Source organism: Stenotrophomonas sp. Sm10, from assembly GCF_030985515.1.
In the GTDB taxonomy this organism is placed as follows: domain Bacteria; phylum Pseudomonadota; class Gammaproteobacteria; order Xanthomonadales; family Xanthomonadaceae; genus Stenotrophomonas; species Stenotrophomonas hibiscicola.
This window is the reverse complement of record NZ_JAPTFO010000031.1, coordinates 33,809-46,561: the sequence shown is the minus strand read 5'-3', so window position 1 is coordinate 46,561 and position 12,753 is coordinate 33,809. Positions and strand designations below refer to the sequence as shown.

Genomic DNA, 12,753 nt, shown 5'->3' with positions numbered 1-12,753 from the left:
TCGATCCGGCCATGCTGAAGGTGGGTCAAGCCTGCTTCCAGCAGGCTTGACCACGAACATAGGATCTCGACTCTACAAATCCTGCTGGGCAGAATGGCCCATCACCTCCCGACGGGCGACGCGATGCTGTTCGAGTGGTTGCTGGGTTCGTATCTGCTGCTGATCGACTGGCTGATCCGGCTGGTCGCGCTGTGCTGGATTCCCACCCGCACCACGCCGGGGGCGGCGCGCAGCTGGCTGCTGCTGGTGGGCTTCGTGCCGCTGCTGGGCCTGCCGCTGTACCTGCTGTTTGGCCACCCGTGGCTGTCACGCGAACGCATCCGCCGCCAGGCCGAGGCCTCGCAGGTCATCCGCGAGGAACAGGCGCTGCAGCACCGCCTGCGCTGGACCCCGCAGCCGGATACCGCAAGCGCCGAGATCGTGCCGCTGGTGCAGCGCCAGGGCGATTTCATGCCGGTGCACGGCAACGCCGTCGATCTGCTGACCGACTACGACGAATCGCTGCACACGCTGATCGCCGACATCGACCAGGCCGAAGACCGGGTGCACCTGCTGTACTACCTGATGTTCGACGACGCGGTGGGCGAGGCTATCGTCGAGGCCCTGCAGCGTGCGGCTGCACGGGGCGTGCAGTGCCGAGTGCTGCTCGACGCGGTGGGCGCCAAGCGCGGCCTGCGTGCCTATCGCAAACGCCTGGAAGCTCGCGATATCGAAGTGCGCGCGATGCTGCCCGGTGGCCTGCGCTGGCGCCGCAGCGGGCGCATGGACCTGCGCAACCATCGCAAGATCGCGGTGATCGACAACGAAGTGGCCTATGTCGGTTCGCAGAACCTGGCCGGCCCGCAGTTCGTGCCCGGCCACCCGAACCGCGAGCTGGTGGCGCGCGTGCGTGGCCCGGCGGTAGCGCATCTGGAAGCGGTGTTCGCCAGCGACTGGTACATGGAAACCGGCCAGCGCCTGGACGTGATCGCCGATGTGCCCGAGTGCAGCGACGACATCGCCACCCAGCTGCTGCCCAGCGGCCCGGCTTATCCGTACAGCAACGCACGCGACGCGGTGGCGGCGCTGATCCATCTGGCGCGGCGACGGCTGGTGATGGTCACCCCGTATTTCGTGCCCGACGAAGCCACGCTCAGCGCGCTGCGCATTGCGGCGTTGTCCGGCGTGCAGGTGCAGCTGATCCTCTCGGCCAGCAACAACCAGCGGCTGACCTCGTGGGCGCAGGAGGCCTACTACGACGAGCTGCTGCGTTGTGGCGTGCGCATCGCGCTGTACGAACCGCAGTTCCTGCACGCCAAGCACATGAGCGTGGACGAGGGCATCGCCGTACTCGGCTCGATCAACATGGATATCCGTTCGTTCGCGCTGAATGCCGAGATCGGCCTGATCTGCTACGACCGCGCGCTGGTGCAGCAGCTGTGCGCGATCGAGGATGGCTACCTGCGCGAGTCGCGGCAGCTGGACCTGCAGCAGTGGCGCAGTCGCCCCACGTGGCGGCGCAGCCGCGAAGGCATCGCACGGCTGGCCGATGCGTTGATGTGAGAAATCGAATCGAAAGTAGCTGAATGCGGGGAGCTTATGGGAAAGGGCAAGCATGGGTTGCAGGTGTTCGATGAGAGCGGAACCTCTTTGGTCGAGGTCGGGCCACATGTTGTGGTGGATCGCCCCGAATTTGGCGCTGCAATAGGCTCCATCGCCACAGCTTGGGCTCAAGCCGAGGTGAATCTTTTCTGTCTACTCGCCGTACTTATCAATACAACGCCGGAGTTGGTGAAGAGTTCTCTCAAAAAGCATCGTTCGGCAAAGTCGGCTTCCGAAGCGGCACGGAAGATTGCTACAGAGACCCTTGATGGCGCAGCTCTTCAAGATGTAGTTGAGCTGCTGGGTGCACTGGATAAGGTTCGGGATGCTCGGAACCGAGTTCAGCACGACGTTTGGGCGCGAAAGGCAACCGATAGCGATCGGCTCTATAGAGTGCATTCTGACCAGTACCTCGCTTTGGCCCTGAAGCTTCTAGACGTAGAAAGGATGAACGCCCCTGCAGCGGCTGCAATTGAAGTTGCCACGAGCTTCGCCGCGGCGGTTTCGGAGGGTTACTCAGTTTCCGATCTCAACGAGATCGCTGACGACATAGATTCAGTCAGCAAGCGTCTACTGACAGCGATGTTCAGTAATCGAATTCGCCAATTGAAGGCACTTGGCCAGGTAGATCCTTCATCAGGATCGGTCTGAAACAAGAAGAAGCGCCCATCCCGCCCGCTTCGGCAACCCGGCCCGTCATCGCCGATGGCCTACAATCGGCGCATGACTGATTCACCGCGTAATGGCGAACTGGACCTGGCAATCATCGGTGGTGGTGCGGCCGGGGTGCTGGTGGCGATCCAGGTGTTGCGCCAGGCCCAGGCGCCGCTGGCGCTGGCCATCTTCGAACCGGCTTCGCAGCTGGCGCAGGGCATCGCCTATGCCACGCCGTGGCCGGAGCACCTGCTGAACGTGCCGGCGGCGAAGATGAGTGCGTTTGCCGACCAGCCTGGCGATTTCCTCGACTACCTGATGGCCGCCAACGCCTACCCGGGCGAGGCGCGCGAGGTGCTGGGCGAGCGTTACGTGTGTCGCCATTACTTTGCTGCCTACCTGCAGCAGCGCCTGCAGGAGGCCGCCGCGGCGAGCCCGGCGCAGCTGCAGGTGATCGCGCAGCCGGTACTGGGCCTGCAGCCGGATGACCACGGCTACCAGCTGACACTCGGCGATGGCAGCACGCTGCATGCCGCGCAGGCGGTGCTCGCCACCGGCAACAGCATGCGACCGCTGCCGGTGGCTGGTGCCGACGCACTGCCCGCCGATGACGTGATCGAGGCCTGGGACTACGACGGTGTGCGTACCCTGGCCGGCGACCAGGCCGTGGCCATTGTCGGCTCCGGCCTGAGCATGGCCGACACCGTGCTGGCGCTGGTCGCCGCCGGTCATACCGGCCCGCTGCATGTGATCTCGCGCCATGGCCTGCTGCCGTTGCCGCACGCGCACGGCGGCCTGCCCAGCTTCGATCCGGCGGTGCTGCTGCCGATGAACCTGCGCCAGCGCCTGCGTGCGCTGCGTGGCTTCGCCCGTCAAGCGCAGGCCGATGGCCTGCCGTGGCAGGGCGTGATGGACCGCATCCGTCCGCACGGGCAGGCGCTGTGGTGCAGCCTCGACGAGGCCGACCAGCGTCGTTTCCTGCGCCATGTGGTGCGCTACTGGGACGTGCATCGCCACCGCATCGCCGAAGAGGTCGACGCACAGCTGCAGGCGCTGACCGTAAGCGGCCAACTGCGCATTCACCGGTCCCGCCTGCAATCCGTCGGCCGCGAAGGCGATGCCCTGCGGCTGTCGGGTCGCGATGCCAACGGCAATGAACAGCACTGGACGATCGGCGGTGTGGTCAACGCCACCGGCGTGGAAACCCGCGCCAACGCGTTGCGCAATCCGTTGCTGCAGCAGCTGCAGGCCGATGGCCTCGCTCGCCCCGGCCCGCATGGGCTGGGCCTGGACAGCACGGTGCCGGGCGACCGCCTGCGCAGCGCCAGTGGCCAGCCGCAGGCACGGCTGGGCGTGCTCGGCAGCCTGCGCATCGGCAGCCTGTGGGAAAGCCTGGCGGTGCCTGAACTGCGTCAGCAGGCGCAGGCGCTGGCCACCGAAGTGGTCGCAGGAGCCGCGACGGCGATGCCGTAAAATGGGGGCATGGATGTCTCCCACCTGCTTGATGGCCTGAACCCGGCCCAGCGCGAAGCCGTCTCCGCTCCTCCCGGCCACCACCTGGTGCTGGCCGGTGCCGGTTCCGGCAAGACCCGCGTACTCACCCACCGCATCGCCTGGCTGCATGAAGTCGATGGCGTGCCGACCCACGGCATTTTCGCGGTGACTTTCACCAACAAGGCGGCCGGCGAGATGCGCCACCGCATCGACACCCAGCTGCCCCATGGCAGCCGTGGCATGTGGATCGGTACCTTCCACGGCCTGGCCAACCGTCTGCTGCGCCTGCACTGGCAGGACGCCAAGCTGCCCGAAGGCTTCCAGGTGATGGACTCGGACGACCAGCTGCGGCTGGTCAAGCGCGTGGTGCAGGCGCTGGAGCTGGACGACGGCAAGTACCCGCCCAAGCAGATCGCGTGGTGGATCAACGCGCAGAAGGACGAAGGCCGCCGCCCGCAGCACATCCAGCCCGAACCGCACGACGCGTGGCTGGAAACCATGCGCCAGGCCTACATCGAGTACCAGGCGCGCTGCGACCGGGCCGGCCTGGTCGACTTCGCCGAGCTGCTGCTGCGCGCGCACGAACTGCTGCGCGACAACCCGGCGCTGCTGTCGCATTACCGCGCCCGCTTCCGCGAGATCCTGGTGGACGAGTTCCAGGACACCAATGCCATCCAGTACGCCTTCGTGCGCGTGCTGGCCGGCGATTCCGGCCACGTGTTCGTGGTCGGTGACGATGACCAGGCCATCTACGGCTGGCGCGGCGCCAAGGTCGAGAACGTGCAGGGCTTCCTGCGCGACTTCCCGGGTGCGCAGACCATCCGCCTGGAGCAGAACTACCGCTCCACCGCCAACATCCTCGGCGCCGCCAACGCGGTGATCGCGCACAACCCGGACCGCATCGGCAAGCAGCTGTGGACCGACAGCGGCGACGGCGAGCCGATCGACCTGTATGCGGCGTACAACGAGATGGACGAAGCGCGTTACATCGTCGAGCGTGCTCGTCAGTGGGTGCGCGACGGTGGCAGCTACACCGAAGTGGCCGTGCTCTACCGCAGCAACGCACAGTCGCGCGCGCTGGAAGAAGCGCTGCTGAGCGAACAGGTGCCCTATCGCGTGTACGGCGGCATGCGCTTCTTCGAACGTGCCGAAATCAAGGACGCGCTGGCTTACCTGCGCCTGCTGTCCAACCGCAATGATGACGCCGCTTTCGAGCGCGCGGTCAACACGCCCACCCGGGGCATCGGCGACCGCACGCTTGACGAAGTGCGCCGCGAGGCGCGTGCGCAGGGCATTTCGTTGTGGGAAGCGACGATGCTGGTCACCCAGGGCAGCGCGCTGGCCGCACGTGCGCGCAATGCACTGGCCGGCTTCCTGGGGCTGGTCAACGAGCTGCAGGCCCAGACCGTGCACATGACCCTGGCCGAGCGCGTGGACCACGTGCTGGCCCGCTCCCAGCTGCGCGAGCACTGGAGCAAGGAAAGCCGCAATTCGCTGGATTCGGAATCGCGCACCGACAACCTCGACGAACTGGTCTCGGTGGCGTCGCGCTTCGTGCGCCGCGCCGACGACATCGAGGAAGTGGGCGAGGACATGGACGAGCTGGTCGCGTTCCTGGCCTATGCCGCGCTGGAGGCCGGTGAAGGCCAGGCGCAGGCCGGCGAGGACGGTGTGCAGTTGATGACCCTGCACTCGGCCAAGGGCCTGGAATTCCCGCTGGTGTTCCTGGCAGGCATGGAAGACGGCCTGTTCCCCAGCGCACGTTCGCTGGAAGAAAGCGGGCGGCTGGAGGAAGAGCGTCGCCTGGCCTACGTCGGCATCACCCGCGCGCGCCAGAAGCTGGTGCTGAGCTACGCCGAATCGCGCCGCATCCACGGCCAGGACAACTACAGCCTGCCGTCACGCTTCCTGCGCGAGATTCCGCGCGAACTGCTGCACGAAGTGCGCCCGAAGGTGCAGGTCTCGCGGCCGGCCTCCATGGGCGCCAGCCGGGTGATGGGCCATGCCTCGATCGAGGCGCCGCCGGTCAAGCTCGGCGCGCTGGTCACCCATCCCAAGTTCGGCGAAGGCATGGTGACCGACTACGAAGGCAGCGGCGCGCACGCCCGCGTGCAGGTCGAATTCGCCGACGCCGGCAGCAAGTGGCTGGTGATGGCCTACGCCAACCTGACGGTGATCTGATCACCGTCAGTGGCGGGAATTCCTGTAGAGCCGAGCCTATGCTCGGCTGCTTGTACCGGGAAAACCCAGCCGAGCATGGGCTCGGCTCTACAAACGCGGTCGGTCGTCAGCCGGTGGTGAACGTCTCTACGGCTGCCACCAACCGCGCTCGGTCCATCGCTTCTTCGTCCTGGCGGTTGCGGATCAATACGTAGTGGCCATCCTCCGGCGACAACACCTCGATCACCTCGTCGCGATAGTTGGTGATCTCGATGAAGCCGCTGCTCACTCCGTTGAGGTTGTCGATCTCGGCCATTAACGTCTCCAGGCTCACGATGGCGCCGTCCTTGTCCGTTCCGCCGCCAGTGCGGGGATTGTCGAAGTACACGCTTATCTTCGGCTGCCTGGTCCTATGCCAGTTGTTGACGTCAACGATGTGATGTGTGGACCATCTGAAATCCTCTGCTGATTCTTTGCCGTTGAACTCACACCGGAAGATCGGCAGGCATAGGAACAGCCCCGTGCGCTTCTCGATCCGATTCAGAAGCCCGTGATAGGTGCTGGGAACCGCCATCGCATGAGTGAACCCATAGGCGTTGGAAGGAATCTCGAAGATCGTTGGCCCATCATGTGAAAGATGGTGCGGTGCGTTCAGCACGACGCTGGTGGCGAATTCCGGATCATCGACATTCTTGGACGCGATCGCGAGGTCATGTCCCTTGGCGTTCCTCACGCAGCAATAGAGTACGTACGTCGCGACTACGTACTTGCAGAAGTAGCAGTCGTGGATTTCGGCCACCTCTCCGAACGTCGTTAACAGGTCATCCTTGGTGATCATGGGCATCTGGACGGTGGCAGAAGCACATGGTGGCCCCTTGAACGGTCATCCGACCATGCAACTTGTCTGAAAGCACCCTGTTGGTGTCAGAGCCCTTTTCCGTTGGAAAAGGGATCCGACCCCGATTAGGCTGCCGGCATGACCCGCAACGTGCTCTTCCTCTGCAGTCAGAACCGCCTGCGCAGCCCGACGGCCGAGCAGGTATTCGCCGATTGGCCGGGCATCGAGACTGCCTCGGCCGGGCTGCTGGCCGATGCCGAGGAAGTGCTCAGCCCCGAGCTGCTGCAGTGGGCCGACCTGGTGTTCGTGATGGAGAAGGCCCACCGCAACCGGCTGTCCAGCCGCTACAAGCCGTGGCTGAAGGAGAAGCGCGTGATCTGCCTGGATATCCCGGATGACTACGAGTACATGGACCCGGTGCTGGTGGAGCTGCTCAAGCGCAAGGTGACCCCGTTCCTGCGCTGACGGGCTGTTGTAGAGCCGAGCCCATGCTCGGCTGCTTCTGGCGCGAAAAGCAGCCGAGCATGGGCTCGGCTCTACAATAGGCGGCACTTCTTTCAGGAACGCTCCCATGACCGAACCCGCGCTGCACGTCACCGTGACGTTGAATGCCCGGCTGCAGCCCGAACATCGCCACGAACTGTTCGAGGACCCACTCGATGCGCTGCTGCAGGCGGCCAATGTCGGCGAGATCACCGGCGGCGGCACGGCGATGTCCGACCTGGGTGAGGTCGAATACGGCGATATCGAAGTGGCGCTGGTCGATGCCGATGGCGTGCCCAAGCTGATCGACCTGCTGGAGCAGCTGGGTGCACCGAAGGGCTCGAAGATCCAGGGCGCGGGTGAAGCCGATCGCAGCTTCGGCGTGACCGAGGGGCTGGGCATCTACCTGGATGGCCTGAACCTGCCGGACGAAGTCTACGAACAGTGCGATTCCAACCACGTGTTCGAGCAGCTGTCCGAGCGCATTGATGGCCTTGGCGAGATCTGCAGCTGGTGGCAGGGCCCGACCGAGACCGCGCTGTACATGTACGGCCAATCGTTCGAGGCGATGCGCGATGCGATTGACGGGTTCGTGGCCAGCTACCCGCTGTGCCAGAACGCGCGGATCGTGCAGATCGCCTGAAGGCGGGCCTGATGTAGAGCCGAAGGTAGCGGCAGGAGCCGCTGCCAACGTCGCTTGCGACGGCCCGAAGGGTGCCGGTCAGGACGACCGGCATAGCCAGGCTCGGCTGCTTTTCCCGCCAGAAGCAGCCGAGCATGGGCTCGGCTCTACAGAAGGGGGGGCGGGCAAGCGGGTGGCGCGCACGGGCGCTGCTCTACGCCGGATTGATCCTGCTCAAGGCGCAGCCTCCACATCCGGTGTGCAATGGTGGCGTTCCCATCTGGCAGACCGCCACGGAGCCCCACCATGTACAAGCGCATCCTGATTGCCACCGACGGGTCCGAGCTGGCCGACAAGGGCCTGGCCAAGGGCCTGGAGCTGGCCAAGGACCTCAACGCCGAGGTCGATATCGTGACTGTGTCCGAGCCGTGGGCCGTCGGCATGTATGACGCCATGGGCTGGAGCGTGGGCTACATGAACAGCCCGGAATACAAGGCCGACCGCAAGGAAGGCGCGCAGAAGGTGCTGCAGCCGGCGCTGGCCAAGGCCGCCGAGCAGGGCATCACCGCCAACCCGGTGCACGTGCTGGACCGCTACGCGGCCGACGGCATCATCGAGACGGCGGCCGAGCGCAACAGCGACCTGATCGTGATGACCTCGCATGGCCGCCGGGGCGTGACCCGCGTGCTGCTGGGCAGCCAGACCGCCGAGGTGCTGGCGCGCAGCACGCTGCCGGTGCTGGTCATCCGCTGATCCATACCCGCTGATTCAAGCGTTCCCCGGGGAGGGGACCCGACGCCGGTGCGCAGGATGCGTGCCGGCGTTGTTTTTTGTAGGGGGCTGGGGTGAATCCACGCATGGCGTGGATCTACTGGATCGCAGGGATCCGACCCCGGTCACATCACCAGCTGTACAGCTTCCAGTACACCGGCGACACGCCATCCTTGTCGTTGTCGAATCGGCCATCGCCGTTCTTGTCGTACATGTAGAACGGGGCACCGCGCGACGGCGTCACCTTGACCATGCGCAGCTGGCCGGACACACGGTATTCCTCGATGACATCGCCGTTGTCCATAGTGCGCTTGGAGACATCGGCGCCCTTGACGTCCACCGGGGGAGCACCTGCGCCACCCATGCTGGCGCAGCCAGCGAGCAGGAGCAGGGAAGCCAGCATCAGGGTCTTCATCGGCAGGGGCCTTTGCCTGGAGAGAGCCCTGATTATGCCCCATCGCCAAGTGCGTGCCGTGTCGTCGCGGTGCAGGCACGGGCGCGTAGAATCGGCGCATGAGCAGATTAGTCCTGATCGACGGGTCCAGTTACCTGTACCGCGCGTTCCACGCGCTGCCGCCCCTGTCCAATGCACAGGGTGAGCCCACCGGCGCGCTGTTCGGCGTGGTCAACATGCTGCGTTCGACGCTGAAGGAGCGCCCGGCCTACGTCGCGTTCGTGGTCGATGCGCCCGGCAAGACCTTCCGTGATGACCTGTACGACCAGTACAAGGCCAACCGCCCGCCGATGCCCGATGAGCTGCGCAGCCAGGTCGAGCCGATGTGCCGCATCGTCGAAGCGCTGGGCATCAGCATCCTGCGCATCCCCGGCGTGGAAGCCGACGATGTGATCGGCACGCTGGCGCTGCAGGGCCTGGCGCAGGACCTGAAGGTGACCATCTCCACCGGCGACAAGGACTTCGCCCAGCTGGTGCGCCCGGGCATCGAGCTGGTCAATACCATGACCGGCAGCCGCATGGATTCCGACGCGGCGGTGATGGACAAGTTCGGCGTGCGCGCCGATCAGATCGTCGACCTGCTGGCGCTGATGGGCGACGCGGTCGACAACGTGCCGGGCGTGGAGAAGTGCGGGCCGAAGACCGCTGCCAAGTGGCTGGCCGAGTACCAGCACCTGGACGGGGTGATGGCGGCCGCGCCGACCATGAAGGGCAAGATCGGCGAGAACCTGCGCGCCGCGCTGGAGCGCCTGCCGCTGAACCGCGAGCTGGTGACCATCCGCACCGACCTGGCGCTCGAGGCCAGCCCGACCAGCCTGGCGCTGCGCGAGCAGGACGTGCCGGAGCTGACCGAACTGTATACGCGCTACGGCTTCACCCAGGCCCTGAAGGAACTGGGTGCGCCTGTGCCGGCGCCGGCAGCGGCCAGCGAGGCCACCCCGAGCCTGCGCGGTACCGCGGCCGGCTTCGCGCGGGGCAGCGCCGAGGCGCCCGCCGCCGGCACGCTGGATCCGGCACTGTCCGCGCCGGGTGAATACGAGACCGTGCTGACCAGCGGGCAGCTGCAGGCCTGGGTCGAGCGCCTGCAGCAGGCCGACCTGATCAGCTTCGACACCGAAACCGATGCGCTGGACGCGATGCGCGCGCGCCTGGTCGGCGTCAGCCTGGCTGTCGAGCCGGGCAGGGCGGCCTACATTCCGGTCGGCCACGATTACCCGGGCGCGCCGGCCCAGCTGCCGATGCAGCAGGTGCTGGATGCGCTGCGGCCGGTGCTGCAGGACCCGGCGAAGAAGAAGCTGGGCCAGCACGGCAAGTACGACCTGCATGTGCTGCGCCGCCACGGCGTGGAGGTGCAGGGCTACCACGACGACACCATGCTCGAGAGCTTCGTGCTCAACTCCACCGCCACCCGCCACGACATGGATTCGCTGGCCCTGCGTTACCTGGGCTACACCACCCTCAAGTTCGAGGACGTGGCCGGCAAGGGCGCCAAGCAGATTCCGTTCTCGCAGGTGGGCATCGACGAAGCCAGCCGCTATGCGGCCGAGGACGCCGACATTACCCTGCGCCTCCATCGCGCGCTGCAGCCGCAGCTGCTGGCCGAGCCGGCGCTGGACAGCGTGTACCGCGACATCGAGATGCCGCTGGTGCCGGTGCTGACCAGCATTGAAGCCAACGGCGTGCGGATCGACACCGACGAACTGCGCCGCCAGAGCCAGGACCTGTCCTCGCGCATGCTGGCCGCGCAGCAGAAGGCCACCGAGCTGGCCGGCCGCAGCTTCAACCTGGATTCGCCCAAGCAGTTGCAGGCGGTGCTGTTCGACGAGTTGAAGCTGCCGGCGGTGGTGAAGACCCCGAAGGGCCAGCCCAGCACCAATGAAGAGGCGCTGGAGGCGATTGCCGACCAGCATGAACTGCCGCGGGTGATCCTCGACTACCGCGGATTGGCCAAGCTGCGCAGCACCTACACCGACAAGCTGCCGGAGATGGTCAATCCGGACACCGGCCGGGTGCACACCAGCTACCACCAGTCCGGCGCCGCTACCGGCCGCCTGTCCTCGTCGGACCCGAACCTGCAGAACATCCCGATCCGCACCGAGGACGGTCGTCGCATCCGCCGCGCGTTCATCGCCCCGGAAGGCTGCCAGCTGCTGGCCGCCGACTATTCGCAGATCGAGCTGCGGATCATGGCGCACCTGTCCGAGGACCCGGGCCTGGTGCGCGCCTTCGAGCAGGGTGCCGACGTGCACCGTGCCACCGCCGCCGAGGTGTTCGGGCGCACGCTGGAGGAGGTGACCCCGAACGAGCGCCGCGCCGCCAAGGCGATCAACTTCGGCCTGATGTACGGCATGAGCGCCTTCGGCCTGGCCCGCAACCTGGGCATCGACCGCGGCCAGGCGCAGGACTACGTGGCGCTGTACTTCAGCCGCTACCCGGGCGTGCGCGACTTCATGGAGCGGATGCGCCAGCAGGCCCGCGACCAGGGCTATGTGGAAACCCTGTTCGGCCGCCGCCTGTACCTGAACGACATCCACGCCCGCAACCAGGGCCTGCGTGCCGGGGCCGAGCGCGCCGCGATCAACGCGCCGATGCAGGGCACAGCCGCCGACATCATCAAGCGCGCGATGGTGGATGTGGACCAGTGGCTGCGCGACAGCGGGGCACCGGCACGGATGATCCTGCAGGTGCACGATGAACTGGTGTTCGAAACCGAAAGCAGTTTCGTCGAAGACTTGCGCTTGCAGGTGGTGGAACGCATGTCGCAAGCGGCCAAACTGCGGGTGCCGCTGGTGGTCGATACGGGCGTCGGCAGCAACTGGGATGAAGCGCACTGACCGCATTCCGGGCCGAAAACGACGTGAATTTGTTCATGAGTCGGGGGTTTCTGACTCGACCATGAATGTTGCCCCGATTGAATTTCATTAAATGGGGCCCCTTCACGAACCGTTAGTGTTCGGAGTGCTTCTATAACTCCCGACAGGCGCAATGCCTGTTGTGGATCTCTCCCATCCCCTGGAGCAGATCTCGGAACGGGGACTCCTCCCCAAGTGCCCGTTCCCCGGCCCCGTTGACCTCCCCCTGGTCAGCGGGGCTTTTTATTTGTGCCGATGGCATACCCCGGGCGCTGATGGGGCAGAGGGATCTGACCCCAGGTGCTAGGCTGGGCCACCGTTCCGCAGGGGAAGACCATGCCCGACCTGTTCGCCCTGGCCATGCCGTGGTGGGAATTCATCCTGCGCGCGGTGGTGGTCTACGTCGTGGTGCTGGGCATGGTCCGGCTGGGCGGCAAGCGGGCTCTGGGGCAGATCACGCCGTTCGACGTGCTGCTGATCGTGCTGCTGGGCAACGCGGTGCAGAACGCGCTGCTGGGCACGGATACCTCGCTGGGCGGCGGCCTGCTGCTGGCGGCGACCCTGATCCTGCTGAACTACGGGGTGGGCTGGCTCACCACGCGGAATCGGCGCATGGAGCGGTTGATCGAAGGAGAACCCACCGTAATCGCGCGCGATGGGCGCCTGTTCGAGGCGGTACTTCGCCGCGAGCTGATCAGCCGCGCCGACTTCGATGCCGCGCTGCGCCAGCAGGGCGGGCTGCAGATTGAAGATGTGCAGATTGCCCTGCTGGAGACGACAGGGCACATCACCATCATCGCGCGGAAGGGCAGCTGACCAGCGCCGAGCCCACGCCCCGCGCGAC

11 protein-coding genes are annotated in these 12,753 nt (G+C 66.0%); 9 read left to right on the top strand and 2 right to left on the bottom strand.

Translation table 11 applies throughout. The annotated features are described in order from the left end of the window. The first annotated feature begins 123 nt into the window (after positions 1–123). From cls to uvrD, 4 genes are read left to right on the top strand one after another with little or no spacing between them, the layout of a single operon-like run. On the top strand, positions 124–1,542 hold the full coding sequence (gene cls, locus O0J15_RS10920) for a cardiolipin synthase (protein WP_134735324.1): 1,419 nt from the start codon (positions 124–126) through the stop codon (positions 1,540–1,542). Between the two features lie 36 nt (positions 1,543–1,578). Further along, positions 1,579–2,232 carry a hypothetical protein gene (locus O0J15_RS10915; protein WP_308305643.1) on the top strand — a complete coding sequence of 218 codons (654 nt, stop codon included), beginning with the start codon at positions 1,579–1,581 and terminating at the stop codon, positions 2,230–2,232. A 54-nt stretch (positions 2,233–2,286) separates the two neighbouring features. Continuing rightward, positions 2,287–3,708, top strand: coding sequence for an FAD/NAD(P)-binding protein (locus O0J15_RS10910; RefSeq protein WP_308305642.1), 1,422 nt, complete (start codon positions 2,287–2,289; stop codon positions 3,706–3,708). Positions 3,709–3,717: 9 nt separating this feature from the next. Next, positions 3,718–5,910, top strand: coding sequence for a DNA helicase II (gene uvrD / locus O0J15_RS10905; RefSeq protein WP_308305641.1), 2,193 nt, complete (start codon positions 3,718–3,720; stop codon positions 5,908–5,910). A 106-nt stretch (positions 5,911–6,016) separates the two neighbouring features. On the opposite strand, the gene O0J15_RS10900 is transcribed toward uvrD, so the two are convergent. Further along, positions 6,017–6,727 carry a hypothetical protein gene (locus O0J15_RS10900; protein ID WP_308305640.1) on the bottom strand — a complete coding sequence of 237 codons (711 nt, stop codon included), beginning with the start codon at positions 6,725–6,727 and terminating at the stop codon, positions 6,017–6,019. A 138-nt stretch (positions 6,728–6,865) separates the two neighbouring features. Between O0J15_RS10900 and O0J15_RS10895 the strand changes: the two genes are divergently transcribed. The 3 genes from O0J15_RS10895 to O0J15_RS10885 all read left to right on the top strand — a co-directional run bounded on the left by O0J15_RS10895 (position 6,866) and on the right by O0J15_RS10885 (position 8,585). Then, entirely contained in the window at positions 6,866–7,192 is a 327-nt protein-coding gene (locus O0J15_RS10895; RefSeq protein ID WP_019661736.1) for a low molecular weight protein tyrosine phosphatase family protein, read from the top strand. Between the two features lie 106 nt (positions 7,193–7,298). Next, complete coding sequence (locus tag O0J15_RS10890) at positions 7,299–7,853, top strand: hypothetical protein (RefSeq protein WP_100450801.1); 555 nt, start codon at positions 7,299–7,301, stop codon at positions 7,851–7,853. A gap of 285 nt (positions 7,854–8,138) precedes the next feature. Then, a complete protein-coding gene (locus tag O0J15_RS10885) occupies positions 8,139–8,585 on the top strand; it encodes a universal stress protein (protein ID WP_308305639.1) in 447 nt (148 codons plus the stop codon). A 148-nt stretch (positions 8,586–8,733) separates the two neighbouring features. On the opposite strand, the gene O0J15_RS10880 is transcribed toward O0J15_RS10885, so the two are convergent. Continuing rightward, positions 8,734–9,018, bottom strand: coding sequence for a DUF2782 domain-containing protein (locus tag O0J15_RS10880; RefSeq protein ID WP_005411628.1), 285 nt, complete (start codon positions 9,016–9,018; stop codon positions 8,734–8,736). A 98-nt stretch (positions 9,019–9,116) separates the two neighbouring features. Between O0J15_RS10880 and polA the strand changes: the two genes are divergently transcribed. Continuing rightward, positions 9,117–11,891, top strand: coding sequence for a DNA polymerase I (gene polA, locus O0J15_RS10875; RefSeq protein WP_308305638.1), 2,775 nt, complete (start codon positions 9,117–9,119; stop codon positions 11,889–11,891). Positions 11,892–12,245: 354 nt separating this feature from the next. Further along, complete coding sequence (locus tag O0J15_RS10870; protein ID WP_021203514.1) at positions 12,246–12,725, top strand: DUF421 domain-containing protein; 480 nt, start codon at positions 12,246–12,248, stop codon at positions 12,723–12,725. The last annotated feature ends 28 nt before the right edge of the window (positions 12,726–12,753 follow it).